Raw genomic sequence first — 19,951 nt, 5'->3', positions numbered from 1 at the left:
GCAATGCCGCAGCAGCAGACCGTGTGCCCCAGCTGTGCCGAGACCCTGGACCCGGAGGACGCCTTCTGCGGCGCCTGCGGGCGCAGCACGTCCGAACCCGAGCCGCCCGCCGGTGAACGGACGGTGACCGACCGCCGGGGGCCGGGCGCCGCCGTGCCCGACTCCCCGTCGGGCACGCACCCGGCCGGCGCCTGCGTGCACTGCGGGGCCGCCGAGGTCACCGCCGACGGGTACTGCGAGGCCTGCGGCAAGGCCCAGCCCAAGCCGCGCGACCACCAGGAGCGGGCGATGGCCGGCGTCGCCGGGGTCAGCGACCGCGGCCTGCGCCACCACCGCAACGAGGACGCCTTCACCGTCGCCGGCACCGCGCTGCCCGGCGGCCGACCCGCCGTCATCGCCGTGGTCTGCGACGGCGTCTCCTCCTCCGCCCGGCCCGACGAGGCCTCCGCGACCGCGGTGGACGCCGCCTCCGAGTCGCTGCTCAGCTCGCTGGAGCGCGGCGACGACCCGACCGCCGCCATGCGACGGGCCATCACCGACGCCGCACGGGCCGTCACCGAGCTCGCCTACGACGGCCGGACCCCGTCCCAGCCGGGCGGCGGCCTCAACGCGCCCGCCTGCACCTACGTCAGCGCGATCTCCGCCGACGGCCTGGTCACCATCGGCTGGGTCGGCGACACCCGGGCGTACTGGATCCCGGACGACCGCGAGTCCGCCGAGCCGTACCGGCTCACCGAGGACGACTCCTGGGCCGCCCGGATGGTGGCCGCCGGACTGATGAGCGAGGCCGAGGCCTACGCCGACCCGCGGGCGCACGCCATCACCGGCTGGCTCGGCGCCGACGCCGAGGAACTCCTGCCGCACACCGTGGCGTTCACCCCGCACGTGCCCGGCGTGGTGCTGATCTGCACCGACGGGCTGTGGAACTACGCGGAGGCCGCCACCGACCTCGCCTTCTTCGTCCGCGCGGACGCCCGCACCGAGCCGCTCGCCGCGGCCCGGGCCCTGGTGAACTTCGCGGTCACCGCGGGCGGGCACGACAACATCACCGTCGCGGTGCTGCCGATCGACCCGGCCGCCGACGACCACGAACCCACCCTGCTCGACCTGCCCGTGCAGCGCCCCGCGGAGCCCGCCGCCGCGGCGGCCGGCGTCCCCGCGCAGGGGCACGACGCCACACTGCCGGACCTCCCGCCGGTGCCGCCGGCACCCCCGGCAGCGCCCGCGCCGCCGATGCCGGGCTTCCCGCCCGCGGCCCCCGGCCGCACCGGCTGACCGGCGCCGGTGCGGCCCGGGCCGGGCACGAGCCCCCGGGCCGTACCGGCCTGCCGCCGGCCGGCGAGCACGACCGCACGAGCACGACCGACGACCACCCGCCTGACCGCTCGACAGGAGCCCTCAAGCCATGGCAAGTCTGTCCAGGCCGAACGCGCCACGATTCGACGTCGACATCTTCCAGAACGAGTACCTCGCGGAGGGCGCCCGCGAGGTGAACGCGATCGTCACCGTCACCGCCACCGGCGGGGGCACCTCCGGCGGACGGCCGCTGTCCGCCGGGGACGGCGCCGACGCCGCCGTGGTGATCATGATCGACTGCTCCGGCTCGATGGACTACCCCGCCGCGAAGATGCGCAACGCGCGCGAGGCGACCGCCGCCGCCATCGACACCCTGCGCGACGGCGTCGCCTTCGCCGTGGTGGCCGGCACCCACGAGGCCAAGGAGGTCTACCCGGGCGGCGGCGAACTGGCCGTCTCCGACCCGTCCACCCGGGCCGCCGCCAAGACCGCCCTGCGCAAACTGACCCCGATGGGCGGCACCGCGATCGGCACCTGGCTGGCGCTCGCCCACCGGCTCTTCGAGAGCCGCCCCGACCGTTCCATCCGGCACGGCATCCTGCTCACCGACGGGCGCAACGAGCACGAGAAGCCCGCCGAGCTGCAGGCCGTCCTCGACCGGGCCTCCGGGTACTTCACCGCGGACTGCCGCGGCGTCGGCACCGACTGGGAGGTCGACGAGCTGCGCCGGATCTCCTCCGCACTGCTGGGCACCGTCGACATCGTCGCCGAGCCCTCCGGCCTCGCCGACGACTTCCGGGCGATGATGTCCACCGCCATGGGCAAGCAGGTCGCCGACGTCTCGCTGCGGATCTGGACCCCGGCCAACGCGCGGGTCACCTACGTCAAGCAGGTCGCGCCCGCGGTGGAGGACCTCACCGGCCGCCGCACCGACACCGGCCCCCGGGCCGGCGACTACCCGACCGGCTCCTGGGGCGACGAGAGCCGCGACTACCACGTGTGCATCGAGGTGCCGGCCGCCTCCGTCGGCGACGAGATGCTGGCGGCCCGGATCAGCCTGGTGCTGCCGCAGCCCGACGGCACCGCCGAGGTGCTCTCCCAGGGGCTCGTCAGGGCGGTCTGGACCGACGACCTGGCCTCCTCCACCCGGATCAACCAGCAGGTGGCCCACTACACCGGCCAGGCCGAGCTGGCCGCCTCGATCCAGGAGGGCATCGCCGCCCACCGCGCCGGGGACGTCGACCGGGCCACCGCCAAGCTGGGAGCGGCCGTCCGGCTCGCCCACGCGACCGGCAACGACGGCACGTTCCGTCTGCTGGAGAAGGTGGTCGACGTCGTGGATGCGAAGGAGGGTACGGTTCGATTCCGTAAGAACGTGAGCGAGGCCGACTCGATGACACTCGAGACCCGGTCGACCAAGACCGTGCGTGTGAAGAGATGACCGGCCACCCTGGGCCGGACCTGCAGGAATGTTGGGGGATTTAATGCCGATCTGCCCTAGGGGCCATGAGTCGCAGGCCGAGGACTGGTGCGACTTCTGCGGCTTCCCGATGACTCCGCCGCCCGGTCTGGCCGTCCCGGGCGCGCCGCCGGCCTCCGGCTCGCCGTTCGGCGGGTCCGGCGGTCCGGGCTACCCGCCGCCCCCGCCCGCCGGGCCCCCCGCGGGCGGCCCGTCCCACGGCGGCGGAGGCGGCTACGAGCGGCCGTCCTACGAGCCGTCCGGCCGCGACTCCGGGTACGGGCAGCCGCCCTACGAGGAGCCCCCGTACGAGCGGCGCGGCGGCCTCGGCGGCCTGTCCATCGGCGGCGGCGCCCCGTACGGCGGCTCGCCGGACATCACCGCCGGCCTCGTCACCTGCCCGATCTGCCGCACCCCGCAGACCGGCCGGTACTGCGAGGAGTGCGGCTACGACTACGACCTGTCCGCGCCGCAGCGGCCGCAGGCGCCCACGCCTCCCCCGGCAGCCCCGCCCACGGCACCTCCCCCGCCCCCGCCGGGCGCCCCCGGCGGCGGCTACGGCTACCCGCCGCCGGCCGCGCCTCGGCACCCCCGGCGCCGCCCGCCGCACCGCCCGGCTACCGGCCGCCGAACCTGGAGAAGCAGGGCTTCGACCGGCCGGCCCCGGCGCCGTTCGCCGAGCCCGACGGCTACGAGCGGACGGGCCCGGTCTACGCCGAGCCCGGCCACAGCACGGGCGACGGCTTCGGCACGTCCTTCCGGCTGGCCCCGCCCGGGCCCGGCCAGCAGGCTCCCGGCCACGCTCCCGGGCAGCCCGGCGGGCACGCGCCCGGCCGCCCCGGCGCCGGCCCCACCGCGCCGCCGCCCCCGCCGCCGACCCGCACCCAGTGGATCGCGGTGGTCAGCGCCGACCGGGACTACTTCGCCGACATGATGGAGCGCAGCGGCCCGGACGCGGCGGGGCTGTTCTTCCCGCCGTACTGCCCGGAGCGGCGCATCCCGCTGACCGGCCGCGGCCAGCTGCGGATCGGCCGGCGCAGCCAGCAGCGCGGCACCGTGCCGGAGATCGACCTGTCGGTCCCGCCGGAGGACCCGGGAGCCTCGCACCAGCACGCCCTGCTCGCCGAACAGCCCGACGGCAGCTGGGTGCTGGTCGACCAGGACTCCACCAACGGCACCACCATGAACGGCGGCGCCGACCCGGTGCCGCCGCACACCGCGATCCCGCTGAACGACGGGGACCGCATCCACATCGGCGCCTGGACGACGATCACGCTGCACCGCGCCTGACGCACCGTCGGGCGGGGCCGGTCGCCAACCGGCCCCGCCCGTGCGGTTTTTACCGGCTCTTGCCCGGAAAAGGAGCAGCGCCGCGACCGGCCGGCCCCTATTGTCATGGATCATGACTGCAGCTATATCCGCCGACGGGATCCGGAAGCGGTACGGGGACGTCCAGGCCGTCGACGGGGTGTCGCTCACCGTCGAGACCGGCGAGTTCTACGGAATACTCGGGCCCAACGGGGCGGGCAAGACCACCACGTTGGAGATCCTGGAAGGCATCCGCGAGCCCGACGAGGGCCGCGTCGAACTGCTCGGGCTGAAGCCCTGGCCGCGCAACACCGCCCTGCTGCCGCGCATCGGCGTGCAGTTCCAGGCGTCGTCCTTCTTCAACCGGCTGACCGCCCGCGAGACGATCCGCACCTTCGCCTCCTTCTACGGCGTCGGGCCGAAGCGCGCCGACGCGATGCTCGAGAAGGTCGGCCTCTCCGAGTCCGCCGCGGTGCAGACCGAGAAGATGTCCGGCGGCCAGGCGCAGCGGCTCTCCATCGCCTGCGCGCTCGTCCACGACCCGGAGCTCGTCTTCCTGGACGAGCCCACCACCGGCCTCGACCCGCAGGCCCGCCGCAACCTGTGGGACCTGCTGCGCGACATCAACGCCGAGGGGCGCACCGTCGTCCTCACCACGCACTACCTGGACGAGGCCGAGGTGCTCTGCGACCGGGTCTCCGTGATGGACCACGGCAAGGTGCTGAAGACCGGCGCCCCGGCCGCGCTGGTGCGCGAGATCGACGACACCGTCCGGATCAGCGTCGAGTCCGGCCTGCTCGCCGCCGACACCGCCCGGGAGCTGTTCACCGCGGCCGGCGCCGAGCTCGTCGGGCTGGAGAACGACGGCGTCTCGCTGTCCGTCTCCACCCGCATCCCCGCCCCGGTGCTCTCGGTGCTCGCCGAGCAGAACGCCCTGCGCGGCCTGGAGGTCCGCGGAGCCACCCTGGAGGACGTCTTCCTCCGCCTCACCGGACGGGAGTACCGGGCATGACCGCCACCGCCCCCACCGCTACCGACCGCGAGCCCGCCGCCCCGGCCCCCGAGGCGCCGGAGCGCGCCAGCGCCTTCGCCGGACTCGCCCGGGTCATGCTGCTGGGCTTCGTGCGCGACCGCGGCGCGCTGTTCTTCACCCTGCTGATGCCGCTGATCTTCCTGCTGATGTTCGGCACGCTCTTCAAGAGCGCGGGCGCCCCGCACGTGGAGATCGCCCAGGTCGGCTCGGTGCAGCTGCTGGACTCCGTGCAGGGCGAGGACCGCACCGAGCTGGAGAAGATCCTCACCGTCACGAAGTTCGACGACGAGGCCGCCGCCCTGGAGAAGGTCCGCAAGGGCGACCTGGACGCGCTCGTCGAGCAGGGCCAGGGCGGCCAGGTGGTGCTGCGCTTCAGCGCCTCCGACACCGTCAAGGCCGGCAGCGTCCGGGCGATCGTCGACAACCTGGTCAAGGCCGCCAACCAGGCCGCGACCGGCAAGCCGCCGGCGTTCACGCTCGCCGCGAGCCAGGTCGAGGACGAGTCGCTGAAGCCGATCCAGTACCTCACCCCGGGCCTGCTCGGCTGGGCCATCGCCTCCGGTGCGGTCTACGGCGCCTCCTTCACCCTGATCAACTGGCGGACCAAGCGGGTGCTGCGCAGGCTGCGGCTCGCCCCGGTCTCCATCCCCGCGGTGATCGGCGCCCGGGTCGCGGTCAACTGCGTGATCGCCCTCGCCCAGACGGCGATCTTCCTGCTGATCGCCACCACGCCGTTCTTCGGGCTGAAGCTCACCGGCAACTGGTGGCTGATCGTGCCGCTGGTGCTCTGCGCCACCATCGCCTTCATGTCGATCGGCCTGCTCACCGGCGGACTCGCGAAGACCGAGGAGGCGGCGAACGGCATCAACCAGCTGATCATCCTGCCGATGTCCTTCCTCGGTGGCGCGTTCATCCCGCTCGACGGCAGCCCGGGCTGGCTGCAGACCGTCTCCAAGGTCTTCCCGCTGCGCTACCTGGTCACCGCCTCTCAGTCGGTGCTCAGCCGCGGCGGCGGCGTGATGGACGCACTGCCCGCGATGGGCGGACTGCTGGCCTTCTCGGCCGTGCTCTGCCTGATCGCCTGGCGCTTCTTCAACTGGGACGACGTGTAGCCGGCGGCCCGGTCGCAGGGACGGAACCGCAGGGGTCGTAGGCCGGAAGACCGGTGTACGGCCCCTGCGGCCGTCTGCGACCATGGTCGGGTGAACGAGATCCCGCAGAGCACGCTTGCCGAGGAGACCTTTTTCGACGCGATCGGCGGCGAGGCCACCTTCCGCCGGCTGGTGCACCGCTTCTACCAGGGCGTCGCCGAGGACGAGCTGCTGCGGCCGATGTACCCGGAGGAGGACCTCGGCCCCGCCGAGGAGCGCTTCGCGCTCTTCCTCATGCAGTACTGGGGCGGGCCCCGGACCTACAGCGAGGAGCGCGGCCACCCGCGGCTGCGGATGCGCCACTCGCCGTTCAAGGTGGACCGCGCCGCGCACGACGCGTGGCTGCGGCACATGCGCACCGCCCTCGACGAGCTGGAGCTGCCGGAGGACGCCGAGCGCCAGCTCTGGGACTACCTGACGTACGCCGCCGCCTCCATGATCAACACGGCCGACTGAGGCCGCACCGGGCCCCGGCCCGGCAGGGATCCGGAGCGGGTCCTGCAAAGGTCACGCCGCGGGAGCCCCGGCCCGGGATCGACTACCGGACGGGCCCGAGGTGCCCCTCGACGGCGGTGTGGGCGATCGGCGGGCGGCCCCAGAGAGCGAGGAGGTCGTTGGCCACCTCCACGACTGCCAGCGGGTGCTCGTCGCCGCGCACCTCGACGCAGGCGGCGGACAGTCCCCGCCGGACCGCCCCGGCACCGAGGAGGACGCGCCACTCGTCCGGCCCGAGCCCCAGGTACTCCAGCCCGGTCAGGCCGGCGATCTCCAGCGGGTCGGCGAGCGTGCCGGGGTGCGCGGTGAGGGTGCGCAGCCGCGGCAGCCCGGCGACGGGTTCCCGGTCGTAGGGCACGGTCGGCTGCCCCCGGGGCGGGAGCCGGTGGCTCAGGGGCAGACTCCACCCCGTCGAACCGATGCTTCCCGCCACGTGGCCGGTGCCGGCGGCCAGGCGGTCGGCGTGCTCGGACCGCAGGAGCGCCAGCAGCGACTCCCAGGTGGCGAAGTCCTGGAGCGCGGGCACAGGTGTCCTCCGGGCGGTGCGGCGGTCGTGGGTGGCGGTCCGAAGGACCCTGCCGACCGTCACCGACAGCCGCGCCGAACCCGGCGGGGACTTCCGTCGGGCACGGCCTACCGCAGCGGGCTGAGCCCCAGTCCGGCGCCGGGGGCGGCGGTGCTGCGGACGGCGATCGAGCCGGCCGGGGCGCTCAGCCGCAGCCAGCCGCCCGCGCGGTGCACGGTGAGCGGGACGGCGGGCCGCAGGAAGCCGATCACATGGGCGGCGTGCGCGGCCCGCAGCGGAAGACCGGGGACGGCACCCAGCGGGCGGGACCAGATCTCGTCGGCGAGCGCGTCGAGGACCTGCCGCGAACGGTGGTGCTCGGGCACGGCCTCACTGCGCCGGCGGAACTCGCCGACGGCGGCCGTGACCTCGGGGAGGACCTCGAAGGCCGGCGGCTCGGCGACCAGCTCCCAGCCGGTGCGGGGCGGCAGCAGGCCCCAGGCGGGGCCGGTGACCGGGGCGGGGACGGTGACGGTGCCGTTCTCCGTGTCCACGGCGTCCAGCAGCTGCCCGGCGGAGACGGTGGCGTCCGTCCCGGCGGGCCCGCCGGTCAGCCGGGCGGTGCGGACGGCGATCGCCCCGGAGGTGCCGAGCGGGAGCCGCCCGAAGACCGCGAGCACCCCGCTGTCCTCCGGGCCGGGCACGGCCTGGAGGCGGACCGCGGCGGCGCGGTCGAAGCGCAGCAGGCGGGCCAGGAAGGCGGCGAGGTCGGCCGCCCCGCCGTGTTCGGCGAGGACGAGGGCGGCGGGTCGGCCGGTGACGGGGATGCTGCTCACGATCGTGCGTACCGTCCGGCTCAGGCGACGGCCGCGGCGGCCGGGGCCTCGTCCATGAAGCGGGAGAGGAACTCGCGCTCGACGGGGCTGATCCGGCGCGGCCGGCCCTCGACCAGGTCGTAGGGGACGACCACGGTGGAGGCCTTGACGTAGACCGTCACCTTGCCGTCCTCCGCGGTGTCCTTGATCTCGTAGGAGACGGTGAGCGAGGCGCCGCCGATCTTGGTGACCCAGGTCTCGATCGTCACCGGGGCCGGGCGGTGGACCAGCGGCCGCTTGTACTCGATCTCGTGGCGCGCCACCACCGAGCCGCCCGCGAACTCCCCGGCGCCGGCCTCGGCGGCCTGGGTGAACATGAAGTCGATCCGGGCCTCCTCCAGGTAGCGCAGGAAGACCACGTTGTTGACGTGGCCGAAGGCGTCCATGTCGGACCACCGCAGGGGGCAGGCGTAGATGTGGCGTGCCACGAAGGATCTCCTCAGACTTCGGTCGCCCGTGGACGGAACACGGGCGGGTGGCCGGGCAGGGCGCCGTTGGGGGCAGCCTGCCCGGCCGTTGTTGCGCCGGCGTTGCCGGCGGCTGTCGTCACGGGGACGGTCAGCCGCGGGTCAGCTTCTTGTAGGTGGCGCGGTGCGGGCGGGCGGCGTCCGCGCCGAGCCGCTCGATCTTGTTCTTCTCGTAGGACTCGAAGTTGCCCTCGAACCAGAACCACTTGCTGTCGCCCTCGTAGGCGAGGATGTGGGTGGCGACGCGGTCCAGGAACCAGCGGTCGTGGGAGATGACCACGGCGCAACCCGGGAAGTCGAGCAGGGCGTTCTCCAGGGAGGAGAGCGTCTCGACGTCCAGGTCGTTGGTGGGCTCGTCGAGGAGCAGCAGGTTGCCGCCCTGCTTGAGGGTGAGCGCCAGGTTGAGGCGGTTGCGCTCACCGCCGGAGAGCACGCCGGCCGGCTTCTGCTGGTCCGGGCCCTTGAAGCCGAACGCGGAGACGTAGGCGCGGGACGGCATCTCGACCTGGCCGACGTTGATCCAGTCGAGGCCGTCGGAGACGACCTCCCACAGGGTCTTCTTCGGGTCGATGTTGGCGCGGTTCTGGTCGACGTAGCTGATCTTGACGGTCTCGCCGACCTTGACCTTGCCGTCGTCCGGGGTCTCGAGGCCCTGGAGCATCTTGAAGAGCGTGGTCTTGCCGGCGCCGTTCGGGCCGATCACGCCGACGATGCCGTTGCGCGGCAGGGTGAAGCTCAGGTCGTCGATCAGCAGCTTCTCACCGAAGCCCTTGGAGAGGTTGTCCACCTCGACGACGACGCTGCCCAGGCGCGGGCCCGGCGGGATCTGGATCTCCTCGAAGTCCAGCTTCCGCATCTTGTCGGCCTCGGCCGCCATCTCCTCGTAGCGGGCGAGGCGCGCCTTGGACTTGGCCTGGCGGCCCTTGGCGTTGGAGCGGACCCACTCCAGCTCTTCCTTGAGCCGCTTGGCGCGCTTGGCGTCCTTCTGGCCCTCGACCTTGAGACGGGTCTGCTTGGTCTCCAGGTAGGTGGAGTAGTTGCCCTCGTAGGGGAACGCCCGGCCGCGGTCGAGCTCCAGGATCCACTGGGCGACGTTGTCGAGGAAGTAGCGGTCGTGGGTGACCGCGACGACGGTGCCGGGGTACTTGGCGAGGTGCTGCTCCAGCCAGTTCACCGACTCGGCGTCGAGGTGGTTGGTGGGCTCGTCGAGGAGCAGCAGGTCGGGCGCCTCCAGCAGCAGCTTGCAGAGGGCGACGCGGCGCTTCTCACCACCGGAGAGCTTGGTGACCGGCCAGTCGCCGGGCGGGCAGCCCAGGGCGTCCATGGCCTGCTCCAGCTGGGCGTCGAGGTCCCAGGCGTTGGCGTGGTCCAGGTCCTCCTGGAGGCGGCCCATCTCCTCGAGCAGCTCGTCCGAGTAGTCGGTCGCCATCAGCTCGGCGATCTCGTTGAACCGGTCGAGCTTGCCCTTGATCTCCTTGACGCCGTCCTCGACGTTCTCCAGGACGGTCTTGGACTCGTCGAGCGGGGGCTCCTGGAGGAGCATGCCGACGGTGAAGCCCGGCGAGAGGAAGGCGTCGCCGTTGGAGGGCTGCTCCAGACCGGCCATCATCTTCAGCACCGTGGACTTACCGGCACCGTTGGGGCCGACGACGCCGATCTTCGCCCCGGGGAGGAAGGACAGCGTCACGTCGTCAAGGATGACCTTGTCGCCGTGTGCCTTGCGCACCTTGCGCATGGTGTAGATGTATTCCGCCACGTGAGATCGCTCCGGCGTCGTCGGGTGTATTCGGCTTGCAGCCTTCCATTGTGCCGCACCGGGCAGGCCCTCCCGAACTCCCGCCGGTCACACCGGTCGGCCGGGCCGACGAGGGCCCCGGGGAACGCGCCGGCCCCGCCCTCCGGGGTGGGAGGACGGGGCCGGGCCCGGGTGCCTCAGCCGTGGGAACGGCTCACACCCGCGGTGCGGTCGCTCAGGCGGCGCTGCGGCCGTGGCGGCCGCGGCGACGCAGGGCGAAGACGGCGCCGCCGCCGGCGGCGACGAGCAGGCCCGCGATGCCCGCGATCATGCCGGTGTGGCTGCCGCCACCGGTGCTGGCCAGGCTGCCGCCGGTGGTCGAGCCGGTGCTGCCACCGGTCGTCCCGCCGGTGGTGGTGCCGCCCGTGGTGCCGCCGGTCGTGCCACCGGTGGTGCTGGTGGTCTTGCAGTCGAGGATGCCCTTGAACTCTTCCTTGAGGTTCGGGCCGGTCACCTTGATGTCGTAGGTGGCGTCCTCGGTGACCGGGACGAGCACGGTCTCGGTCTTGCCGGCCCCGACGGTGATGCTCTTGCCCGGGGTGACGGTCACGGTGGCCTGCTCGTCACCGCTGTTGGTGACGGTGACCTGGACACCGTTCTTGGTGCAGTCGACCTTGGCCGTGGCCTCCAGCAGCGGGCCCTTGGCCTGCGTCCAGGTGGCCTTGGCGGTCTTGTTGACGCTGAGCTCCTCGGAGCCGGCCAGGATCATCGTCTGGCTGTGCTTCTCGGGGGTGTAGCCGACGCTCAGGAAAACACGGCCGGTGGGCACGGTGGTGGTGGCCGAGGCCTTCACCGTGGCCGAGCCGGCCGCGGTGCCCGCGGGGACGTCCAGGAACAGCTTGGTGTCCTTGGCGATCGGGCCCTTCAGGTCGGAGACGGCCTTGCCGTCCTTGTCGACCAGCTTGACCTTGCCGCCGGAGGAGTCGCCGGTGAGCGCGAGCTTGACCGACTCGGCGCTGCTGTTGAGGGTGAACGGGCCGAGCTTGCTGCCCGACTTGCCGCTCACGGCGGACGGGTCGAGGTCCAGCGAGGGCGCCGGCTCGGCGGGCAGGCCGGTGTTCTTGCTGCCCGCGAGGTACTCGGTGAGCTGCTTGGCCTCGGCGTCGAGCGGCGTGGCGGCGGTCTTGTTGTCCGAGTAGCGCCAGATCGCGGCCTGGGTGCCGGCGGCCGCGTCCTCCTTGGTGAACTCGCCCTTGATGCCGACCGCGGTCTTCACCGCGTCGAGGGAGAGCTTCGGGTAGGAGTGCTCGAGGATCCAGCGGATCTTGCCGGCGGCCTCGGCCTTGCCCGGGGCGCCGAGCGAGCTGGACGCCCAGTTGGACTCCTGGTACTTGACCGCGTCCTTGATCTTGACACCGTGGTCGATGTCGATGCAGTACGTCTGGATGAGCTTGCCGTCATCCGTCTTCAGCGTGAACAGACCGCCCTGGATCACGTGGCCACCGCCGGTGTCGACGGACCCGCTGACCATGGTCGGCTGAATCGTCGCGGTGATGCCCGCGCCGCTGTCGGCGGAGGCCGCACCGGCGGCGATCAGGCCGCTCGCCACGGCAATGCCGGACGCGAGCATGACAGTACCTATGCGGGAGACAGCCCGCTTCTGGCTGTGGAACATGAGTGATCCCTCCGGGCCGGGCTCTGCCGATGGCAGCCCGCCCTGCAAAGCGGTGTCCCCTGTGACACCGCTGCACATGTGTGGACCCGACGCATCATATTGAGGGTTGAGACGCTTCCCACAGTTGTGCGGAACCAGGACAGTTCCGTTGCCGTTTTGTTATCAAGGAGCAGACGGATCGTTTTGGTTGACGTTTCACCAGATCTCACGGATCGTCATCGCACCACCGCCGGAACGGCGCTGCCCCCGCGCCCGGCGGCCGGGTCACCCGGCCGACCCGGACAGCCGGCCGGCAGCGGCCGCGGCCGGCACCCCGTCGCCGCCCACCGACGCGGCGCCAACTCCGCCCGCACCGGCCGCAGTCACGCGCTCGGCAGCGCGCCGCGCCTCGACCGCGGCGACGATCCAGTCCGGCACGGCCTCGCCGACCGGAGCCGGATCGCCCGCCCGCCCGAGGCCGACGGGACCGGGCGCATCCGAACCGCCCTTCTCCTGATCGGACCGTCCGCGGACGGTCCATCGGAACGCCGAGGTGCCACGGGTCAGGTCGTGGCCCACCGAGCGGGCGTCGATCTCCACCGCCGTACGGCGCGCACCCTCCTCGCCCCACTCCCTGACCCGCAGTCGGCCGCTGACCACGACCGGGTCGCCCTTGTTCACCGAACTCACCACGTTCGTCGCCAGCCAGCGCCAGGCGACGACCGTCACCCAGGTCGTCTCGCCGTCGACCCAGTCGCCGCTGCCACGGTCGAAGCGCCGCTCGGTCGCGGCCATCCGGAAGTTGGCGACCGGGACACCGGCCGGCGTCTGCGCATAGGTGACCGCCGAGGCGACATTGCCGACGATCGTCACCAGGGTCTCATTCACGGAAAATCTCCCTCCGGGCGGAAATGGCCGAGCCGAATCGCTCGCACCGCGATGGTTCCGAACCGCCGGAATGCCCGGAAGGGAACGTGCAAATCCTGTGGAAAACCGGGGGGTGTGGAGAACTCCGCTCACTCGGGAGCGTGAATCACAATGGGAATTCGAGCCTCCGGGAACCTGCCGTACCGCGAGGTCATGACAACGCTGCGGTCGGCCCGCACCCACCGTCGGGCCCCGAACAGGTGGCCGGAGTCCGCTTCCGTCCAGGTCGTCCAACCGAAGTAACCCAAATCCGACCCCCACCGCGCGGACTTCAAGCCGATTCACACGCCGAATCCATAACAGGTGGGGAGGCAGCCCCGTAACGACTGCACAACGTCCGGGTCCAGATCCCGTCAGACCGCTGCACGTCCGGCCGCCACCTGCGATTATCGGACCGCTCCGCCAAGGCCGACACACCCGACGCGGTGCCGGAAGGTCCGGCGGAGGATGCGGACACCCTTATCCTGTCCCGGGCATCCCGTGCCGGACGGGGCAGGGTGCCGCCCACCAGCCGTACCCCTGGAGCCCGGGCCCGGGCACCGTTTGAACGCCCGCAGGTCCGCCACCACCCAGGCCGGCGCCCTCCGGGCCGACCCAGCCATGCCCCCATAGCTCAGCGGATAGAGCACCCGCCTTCTAAGCGGTAGGTCGCAGGTTCGAATCCTGCTGGGGGCGCCACCACGGCACGGCCGCCGCCGGCCGACCGGTCCACCGCCGGCCCGGCGACGAACCGCACAGGCGGCAGATGCCGCCGTCCCGCGCCCGCCCGGCGTCAGTTCGCGGCGATCCCCGCGAGAGCACCGTCCAGCAGGGCGATCTGGCGCTCCGCCGGGAACTCGTCCGGTGCGAAGAGCGCCTGCACCACCAGCCCCAGGACGAACGCCTGCAGCGCCGCCGCGATCTCCCCCGGCCCGCGCCCGGCGGGCAGTTCGCCGGCCCGCTGCGCCTGCGCCACGAACTCCGTGAGCCGCTCCCGCGACCGCCGGTAGCGCCCGGCGTGATCGGCCGCCAGCTCCCCGTCGGCGAGCGCGGCGTCCCAGGAGCCCACCCAGATCCGGTTGTCGGCGGCGCTCGCGGCGTCCAGCGGCAGCACGTCCAGCAGCAGCGCCCGCACCATGGCCAGCCCCCCGGCGGGGGCGGCGCGTTCGGCGGCCGGGCGGGGCCGTTCGGCCGCCCGCCGGTCCAGCACCTCCAGCGCATGCGCCACCAGGGCGCGCTTGTTCGGGAAGTAGTGGGTGAGCAGGCCGGTGGTGGCCCCCATCTCGGCGGCGACGGCGCGCAGCGTCAGGCCGCCGAAGCCACGGGCCGCGAGGACCCGCCACACCGCCTCGGAGACGTCTCGGCGGCGGGCGTCGTGGTCTCCACGGGCGGGCGTCATGCGCGCTAGGGTACCTGCCAAACGTTTGTTATGTATCCAGGCCGCGTGCCGCACACCGGCACGCACCACCGCGGCGGCCCGACGGTCGCCGCACCGACCGGAGGGACGCCCGCCGTGTACGCCGTACCGCTCGCCGAGGACGCCGAGCTCCGCCCGCTGGAGCCCTGGCAGGCCGCCGAATTCTTCGAGCACATCGAGCGCGCCCGCGCCAACACCGACCCGTGGATACCGTGGGCCACCCGATCCACCGATCTCGAATCGGCCCGTGCGACGCTGCAGGGATTTGCCGACCGGCAGGCCGCCGACAGCGGGCGGATCTTCGGAATCTGGCTCGGCGGGACACTGGTCGGCGGCGTGATGTTCGTGCACTTCGACACCGCGGCCGGGATGTGTGAAATCGGTGTGTGGACCGAAAAGAACGGTGAAGGGCGGGGCCTCGTCAGCACTGCCGTCCGGCACCTGATCGACTATGCGGTCCTCGAGCGCGGCCTGCACCGGGTCGAGTGGTGGAACAGCACCGGCAACGCCCGCAGCCGCGCGGTGGCGCAGCGGATGGGCATGCACCTGGACGGCACCATGCGCGAGCACCAGCTGTACAACGGCGTCCGGCTGGACTACGAGGTGTGGTCCGTCCTCGCGCACGAGTGGCGGGCCCGGGCCGGCGGGAGCGCCGGCAGCGGGGACGGGGGCACGGGCGGGGCCGCCGGTACGAAATCCGGGTGACACCCACCTCCGCACGACGGATGATCGGACGTCGGCCCGGACACCCGCGGGCCCGCCACACGCCACCCCGATGCAGCCCTCCCGAGGAGGACCTCCGCATGGTCCAGCGCAGCACCGTTCCGAGCCTGTTCCCGCCGCCCGGCTACGCGCACACCGCGGTGGTGGAGCCGGGCACCCGGCTGGTGTTCCTCGCCGGCGGCGTGCCGCTGGACAAGGACGGCACCCTGGTGGGCCCGGGTGACCGGGTCGCGCAGACCCGCCGGGTCCTGGCCAATCTGGAGGAGGCGCTGCGGCACGTCGGCAGCACCCTGGCGGACGTGGTGGCCAGCACCGTGTACGTGGTCTCCGGCGAGCCCGGCCCGCTCTCCGAGGTGTGGGACGTCGTCAACGCCTCCGGCCTGGCGGACGGGCCGCACACCTCGACGCTGCTCGGGGTGGCCTGCCTCGGCTACACCGGCCAGTTGGTGGAGATCACAGTCACCGCCGTGGTCCGGGAGGACGCCGCTGTGGAAGGGTGAGGTGCACCCCTCACCCATCCCCGGAGGCAGTGATGGCCGAAGTGTTCGAGACCGGCGTGGCCGGGCTGCGCGCGGAGCTCGACGGTCCGGTGGCCACGCTCGTCCTGGACCGGCCTGAGCGGCGCAACGCCATGACGCTGGCGATGTGGCGGGGCCTGCCGGGCGTACTGGACCGGATCGCCGCGCAGCCGGGTGTCCGGGCGCTGCTGGTGACGGGTGCGGCGCGGACGTTCTGCGCCGGTGCGGACATCGCCGAACTGTCCGAGGTGTACGCCGATCCGGCGCGGGCCGATGCCTACCACGCGGAGAACGTGGCCGCGGAGGAGGCGCTGGCCGCCTTCCCGTACCCGACGATCGCCGTGGTGCACGGCGCCTGCGTGGGCGGGGGCTGCCAGTTGGCGGTCGCCTGCGACCTGAGGTTCGCCGCGCACGACGCGCGGTTCGGCATCACCCCGGCGAAGCTGGGCGTGGTCTACCCGTCGGTGCCGACCGTGCGGCTGGCCGGGCTGGTGGGGCCGGCGCGGGCCAAGTACCTGCTGTTCTCGGGCGAGTTGGTGACCGCGGAGCGGGCGGAGCGGTTCGGCCTGGTGGACGAGGTGCTGCCGGCCACCGAACTGGACGGGCGGGCCAGGGAGTTCGCCGGCCTGCTGGCCAAGCGCTCGCCGCAGACGATCGGCGCCGTGAAGGCCGCGCTGCCGGTGCCGCCGCAGGAGGCGGCCGCGGCGGTGGCGCCGTGGGAGCGCAAGTCCCGTGAGGCGCCGGACGTCCGGGAGGGACTGGCCGCCTTCCTGGAACGGCGCGAGCCCCGGTTCTGAGCCCGGGGCCCGGCGCCGCCGGTGCCGTGCAGTGCCGTGCAGTGCAGTGCAGTGCGTCAGCGGATCGGCATCCCGGAGATGGCCCGGGAGATGACCAGCCGCTGGATCTCGCTGGTGCCCTCGAAGATCGTGTAGATGGCGCTGTCGCGGTGCATCCGTTCCACCGGATACTCCCGGGTGAAGCCGTTGCCGCCCAGGATCTGCATGGCCTGCGAGGTCACCCACTTCGCGGTCTCGCCGGCGTACAGCTTGGACATGGAGCCCTCGGCGCTGGTGAACGGCTTGTTGGTGGCGGCCATCCAGGAGGCCCGCCAGACCAGCAGCCGGGCCGCGTCGATCCGGGTCTTCATGTCGGCGAGCTGGAAGGCCACGCCCTGGTTGTCGATGATCGGGCGGCCGAACTGCACCCGGGTCTTCGCGTAGTCGAGCGCGACCTCGTACGCGGCGCGGGCGATGCCGATGGCCTGGGCGCCGACTGCGGGGCGGGAGGCCTCGAAGGTGGCCATCGCGGCGTTCTTGCCCTTGGCCGAACCCGAGGCGCCGCCGGCGGCGCGCTCGCGGGCACGGGCGAGCCGCTCGTCCAGCTTCTCCTTGCCGCCGAGCAGGCAGTGGCCGGGCACCCGGACGTCGTCGACGACGACCTCGGCGGTGTGCGAGGCGCGGATGCCGTGCTTCTTGAACTTCTGCCCCTGGGAGAGGCCGGGGGTGCCCGGCGGCACCACGAAGGAGGCCTGGCCGCGGGCGCCGAGGGCCGGGTCGACGGTGGCGACGACCACGTGGACGTCGGCGATGCCGCCGTTGGTGGCCCAGGTCTTGGTGCCGTTCAGCACCCACTCGTCCTTGGCCTCGTCGTAGACGGCGCGGGTGCGCAGCGCGGAGACGTCGGAGCCGGCGTCGGGCTCGGAGGAGCAGAAGGCGGCGACCTTGACGTCGTCGGGGGTGCCGAACATCTGCGGCGCCCAGGTGCCGATCTGCTCCTCGGTGCCGTTGGCGAGCACGGCGACGGCGGCCAGCGTGGTGCCGACGATGGACAGGCCGATGCCGGCGTCGCCCCAGAAGAGCTCCTCCATGGCGATCGGGATGCCGACGCCGGAGGGGTCGAAGTACTGCTGGGCGTAGAAGTCGAGCGAGTAGATGCCGACCTTCGCGGCCTCCTGGATGATCGGCCAGGGGGTCTCCTCGCGCTCGTCCCACTCGGCGGCGGCGGGGCGGATCACGTCGGCGGCGAAGCCGTGCAGCCAGTCGCGGACGGCGATCTGGTCCGGGCCGGGGTCCAGGGAGAAGGTGCTCATCGGGAATGCCTCCGCAGGAGCGTGCGCAAGGAAAGGAAGGGTGGCGGCGGCGCCGCAGCAGGGTGTTACCTCGGGTAACATCGAGGGGAGTCTGCTACTCATTGGTAGCGATGTCAACGCCCGACCGAGGAGGACGCAGCACCGTGTCGACCCCCGCCGCAGCACCGGCCGGCGAGCCCCGCAGGGAGCAGCTGCTCAACGCCGCCGACCGGGTCGTCCAGCGCGAGGGCCCCGGCGCCAGCATGAACGCGATCGCGGCCGAGGCGGGCATCACCAAGCCGATCCTCTACCGGCACTTCGGCGACCGGAACGGCCTGATCGGCGCCCTGACGGAGCGCCACACCGCGGGCCTGCTGGCCGCCGTCCGCGCGGCGCTCAGCGAGCCGCTGGAGCGCCGCGACCAGGTCGAGCACGTCATCGACACCTATCTGGCCGCCATCGAGTCGCGGCCGCAGGTCTACCGGCTGCTCACCCACCCCGAACCGGGCGACCCGACCGGCGCCGGCAACGCGCTGGCCCCGGCGCTGCGGCAGATCGCCGAGGAGATCACCCGGGCCGTGCAGACCCAGGTCGACCTGGGCGCCGACACCCCGCTGCTCTCCGAGGCCTGGGGCCGGGCCATCACCGGCATGGTGCTGGCGGCCGGCGACTGGTGGCTGGAGCAGAAGCCCTGCCCGCGGCCGCGGATGGTGCAGGCGCTGGCCGACCTGCTGTGGGGCCGGCTGGCGGCGGCCGCCGCGCTGCCGCCGGTGGTGGCGCCGCCCGCGGCCGAGCCGGACGCCCCCGAGGAAACCTGAGTACTGCTCACCTCTTGCCGCGAGCCCTTCTGACGCCGCATCATCTCGCTCACCGACTCCCGTGCGAGGTGTCCCGTGCGCGTCCTCCGTACCGCCGCAGCACTCCTCCTGGCCGCAGCCGCGCTGCTCGGCGCCGCGCCGCCCGCGGTACCGGCCCGGGGCGCGGTCGACCGTGTCCCGACCGGCACCGCCACCACCCCCGACGGCCGCACCCTGTTCACCGACCGCGCCGGCCGCACCCTGCAACTGCGCGGCTTCAACCTCGACAAGTACGCCGAGGCCACCGGCGCCGACCTGGCCGCCGTCGCCGCGCAGGGCTTCACCCTGGTGCGGATCGCCGTCTCCTGGACGCGGCTCGAACCGGCCGCCGGCCGCTACGACCGCGCCGAACTCGCCCGCGTCCGCGGCCTGCTGGACGCCGCCGCCCGGCACGGCCTGCTCGCCGTCGTCGACTTCCACCAGGACGTGTACGGGCCGGCGTTCGGCGGCGGCGACCGCGGCATCCCCCGCTGGGCGACCCGCGACGACGGCCTGCCCTTCGAGCCCGACCCGGACGACTGGTTCGCCGGCTACTTCCAGCCCGCCGTGCAGGCCGCCTTCCGCCACCTGTACGACGACCCGGACCTGCGCGCCGCCCAGACCGCGCTGTACACCACCGTCGCCCGCGAACTGCGCGGCCACCCCGCCCTGTTGGGCTACGACCTGTTCAACGAGCCGTTCGGGCCGATCGACGGCGACCCGTCGGACCCGGCCGTGCTGGCCGCCGCCGCTGCCGAGCTGGAGCAGGGACGGCTCGCCGACATGTACCGCCGGCTGATCGCCGCCGTCCGCCGGGTCGACGACCGCTCCTGGCTGTTCGTCGAACCGACCGTGCTGGTCGGCCAGGGCGTACCGACCCGGCTGCCGCAGTTCGCCGACCCGCGCCGCGGCCGGGACCGGATCGGCTACGCGCCGCACTTCTACGACACCGCCGTGGAGGCCGGCCGGGACTGGGACGAGTCCGGCGGCTTCGTGGAGCGCTACACCGCCGCGATCACCGCCTACCCGCGGGCCGGCCGGCTGCCGGTGCTGGTCGGCGAGTGGGGCCCGCCGAGCGCCCGCACGCCCGGCAACGCCCGCCTGGTGGAACGCCAGACGGCCGCGATGGCGGGCTTCGCCGCGGGCTGGACGATGTGGTACTGGTGCCGGGGCGAGGGCGGGTACTGCGTGCTCGGCCCGGACGGCCGGCCCGCCCCCGGGCACGGGCCCGCCTTCGGCCCGTACGCCGCCGCCCTGGCCGGGCTGCCGGTCGCCGAGTCCTTTGACGGCGGGCGCTGGACGCTCACCTTCACCACCGGGCGGCCCGGCGGGACGAGCCTGCTCGACGTGCCCGCATCGGCCTTCCCGCAGGGCTTCCGGGTGCAGGCCCCCGGAGCCGCGGTGGAGGTCCGCCGCCCGCAGGGCGAGCGGGCCGGGACGGTCCGGCTGGCGTACCCCGCCGTCCGCCCCGGCACCCGCGTCACCGTGGTGCTCTCCCCCTGACC

At 73.3% G+C, this 19,951-nt stretch carries 18 protein-coding genes, 1 tRNA gene and 1 pseudogene; 12 read left to right on the top strand and 8 right to left on the bottom strand.

Features of this window, described 5'->3' with window-relative positions:
* Window positions 1-3: 3 nt before the first annotated feature.
* From ACQ614_RS24915 to ACQ614_RS24890, 6 genes are all read left to right on the top strand, one after another.
* Window positions 4-1,275, top strand: a complete 1,272-nt coding sequence (locus ACQ614_RS24915; protein ID WP_431680888.1) for a PP2C family protein-serine/threonine phosphatase — start codon at window positions 4-6, stop codon at window positions 1,273-1,275.
* A gap of 130 nt (window positions 1,276-1,405) precedes the next feature.
* Window positions 1,406-2,737, top strand: a complete 1,332-nt coding sequence (locus ACQ614_RS24910; protein WP_431680886.1) for a VWA domain-containing protein — start codon at window positions 1,406-1,408, stop codon at window positions 2,735-2,737.
* Between the two features lie 459 nt (window positions 2,738-3,196).
* On the top strand, window positions 3,197-4,045 hold the full coding sequence (locus ACQ614_RS24905; protein WP_431680885.1) for an FHA domain-containing protein: 849 nt from the start codon (window positions 3,197-3,199) through the stop codon (window positions 4,043-4,045).
* 112 nt (window positions 4,046-4,157) lie between these two features.
* The gene (locus tag ACQ614_RS24900; RefSeq protein ID WP_431680884.1) at window positions 4,158-5,075 is read left to right on the top strand and encodes an ABC transporter ATP-binding protein; all 918 of its coding nucleotides are present in this window, start codon (window positions 4,158-4,160) and stop codon (window positions 5,073-5,075) included.
* The gene (locus ACQ614_RS24895) at window positions 5,072-6,208 is read left to right on the top strand and encodes an ABC transporter permease (protein WP_431680883.1); all 1,137 of its coding nucleotides are present in this window, start codon (window positions 5,072-5,074) and stop codon (window positions 6,206-6,208) included. Before ACQ614_RS24900 ends, ACQ614_RS24895 begins: the two co-directional genes overlap by 4 nt.
* A gap of 90 nt (window positions 6,209-6,298) precedes the next feature.
* Window positions 6,299-6,703, top strand: a complete 405-nt coding sequence (locus ACQ614_RS24890) for a globin (protein WP_431680881.1) — start codon at window positions 6,299-6,301, stop codon at window positions 6,701-6,703.
* 82 nt (window positions 6,704-6,785) lie between these two features.
* Here ACQ614_RS24890 and ACQ614_RS24885 read toward each other — a convergent pair.
* The 6 genes and pseudogenes from ACQ614_RS24885 to ACQ614_RS24860 all read right to left on the bottom strand — a co-directional run.
* Window positions 6,786-7,097: pseudogene (locus ACQ614_RS24885) on the bottom strand (SMI1/KNR4 family protein); the annotation flags it as partial.
* Between the two features lie 278 nt (window positions 7,098-7,375).
* The gene (locus ACQ614_RS24880; RefSeq protein ID WP_431680880.1) at window positions 7,376-8,083 is read right to left on the bottom strand and encodes a hypothetical protein; all 708 of its coding nucleotides are present in this window, start codon (window positions 8,081-8,083) and stop codon (window positions 7,376-7,378) included.
* A 20-nt stretch (window positions 8,084-8,103) separates the two neighbouring features.
* Window positions 8,104-8,550 carry an acyl-CoA thioesterase gene (locus ACQ614_RS24875; RefSeq protein WP_363494530.1) on the bottom strand — a complete coding sequence of 149 codons (447 nt, stop codon included), beginning with the start codon at window positions 8,548-8,550 and terminating at the stop codon, window positions 8,104-8,106.
* Window positions 8,551-8,680: 130 nt separating this feature from the next.
* Window positions 8,681-10,345, bottom strand: coding sequence for an energy-dependent translational throttle protein EttA (ettA, locus tag ACQ614_RS24870; RefSeq protein ID WP_431680879.1), 1,665 nt, complete (start codon window positions 10,343-10,345; stop codon window positions 8,681-8,683).
* A gap of 214 nt (window positions 10,346-10,559) precedes the next feature.
* Window positions 10,560-11,954, bottom strand: coding sequence for a Cys-Gln thioester bond-forming surface protein (locus tag ACQ614_RS24865; protein WP_431680877.1), 1,395 nt, complete (start codon window positions 11,952-11,954; stop codon window positions 10,560-10,562).
* Window positions 11,955-12,263: 309 nt separating this feature from the next.
* Window positions 12,264-12,866: a single-stranded DNA-binding protein gene (locus tag ACQ614_RS24860; RefSeq protein ID WP_431680875.1), complete on the bottom strand. Its 603-nt coding sequence runs from the start codon at window positions 12,864-12,866 to the stop codon at window positions 12,264-12,266.
* Between the two features lie 641 nt (window positions 12,867-13,507).
* On the opposite strand from ACQ614_RS24860, the gene ACQ614_RS24855 reads away from it, so the two are divergent.
* Window positions 13,508-13,583, top strand: a tRNA-Arg gene (locus ACQ614_RS24855).
* Window positions 13,584-13,677: 94 nt separating this feature from the next.
* On the opposite strand, the gene ACQ614_RS24850 is transcribed toward ACQ614_RS24855, so the two are convergent.
* Window positions 13,678-14,283 carry a TetR/AcrR family transcriptional regulator gene (locus ACQ614_RS24850; RefSeq protein WP_431680874.1) on the bottom strand — a complete coding sequence of 202 codons (606 nt, stop codon included), beginning with the start codon at window positions 14,281-14,283 and terminating at the stop codon, window positions 13,678-13,680.
* A 114-nt stretch (window positions 14,284-14,397) separates the two neighbouring features.
* On the opposite strand from ACQ614_RS24850, the gene ACQ614_RS24845 reads away from it, so the two are divergent.
* The 3 genes from ACQ614_RS24845 to ACQ614_RS24835 all read left to right on the top strand — a co-directional run bounded on the left by ACQ614_RS24845 (window position 14,398) and on the right by ACQ614_RS24835 (window position 16,339).
* A complete protein-coding gene (locus ACQ614_RS24845) occupies window positions 14,398-15,006 on the top strand; it encodes a GNAT family N-acetyltransferase (RefSeq protein WP_431684013.1) in 609 nt (202 codons plus the stop codon).
* 98 nt (window positions 15,007-15,104) lie between these two features.
* The gene (locus ACQ614_RS24840) at window positions 15,105-15,524 is read left to right on the top strand and encodes a RidA family protein (RefSeq protein WP_431680873.1); all 420 of its coding nucleotides are present in this window, start codon (window positions 15,105-15,107) and stop codon (window positions 15,522-15,524) included.
* Between the two features lie 32 nt (window positions 15,525-15,556).
* Window positions 15,557-16,339: an enoyl-CoA hydratase/isomerase family protein gene (locus ACQ614_RS24835; protein ID WP_431680872.1), complete on the top strand. Its 783-nt coding sequence runs from the start codon at window positions 15,557-15,559 to the stop codon at window positions 16,337-16,339.
* A 56-nt stretch (window positions 16,340-16,395) separates the two neighbouring features.
* Here the strand turns inward: ACQ614_RS24835 and ACQ614_RS24830 are convergent, their stop codons facing one another.
* Window positions 16,396-17,631, bottom strand: coding sequence for an acyl-CoA dehydrogenase family protein (locus ACQ614_RS24830; protein WP_431680871.1), 1,236 nt, complete (start codon window positions 17,629-17,631; stop codon window positions 16,396-16,398).
* 110 nt (window positions 17,632-17,741) lie between these two features.
* Here ACQ614_RS24830 and ACQ614_RS24825 point away from each other — a divergent pair, with 110 nt between their 5' ends.
* Together ACQ614_RS24825 and ACQ614_RS24820 are read left to right on the top strand one after the other, a co-directional pair.
* Window positions 17,742-18,428, top strand: a complete 687-nt coding sequence (locus ACQ614_RS24825; protein WP_431680870.1) for a TetR family transcriptional regulator — start codon at window positions 17,742-17,744, stop codon at window positions 18,426-18,428.
* Window positions 18,429-18,503: 75 nt separating this feature from the next.
* Window positions 18,504-19,949 (top strand): cellulase family glycosylhydrolase, encoded by a 1,446-nt coding sequence (locus ACQ614_RS24820; RefSeq protein ID WP_431680869.1) that lies wholly within the window; start codon window positions 18,504-18,506, stop codon window positions 19,947-19,949.
* The last annotated feature ends 2 nt before the right edge of the window (window positions 19,950-19,951 follow it).

It is taken from the genome of Kitasatospora dryopteridis, from assembly GCF_050749075.1.
Classification (GTDB): Bacteria; Actinomycetota; Actinomycetes; order Streptomycetales; family Streptomycetaceae; genus Kitasatospora.
The sequence above is the reverse complement of the archived record's forward strand: the minus strand, read 5'-3'. Positions and strand labels throughout refer to the sequence as shown.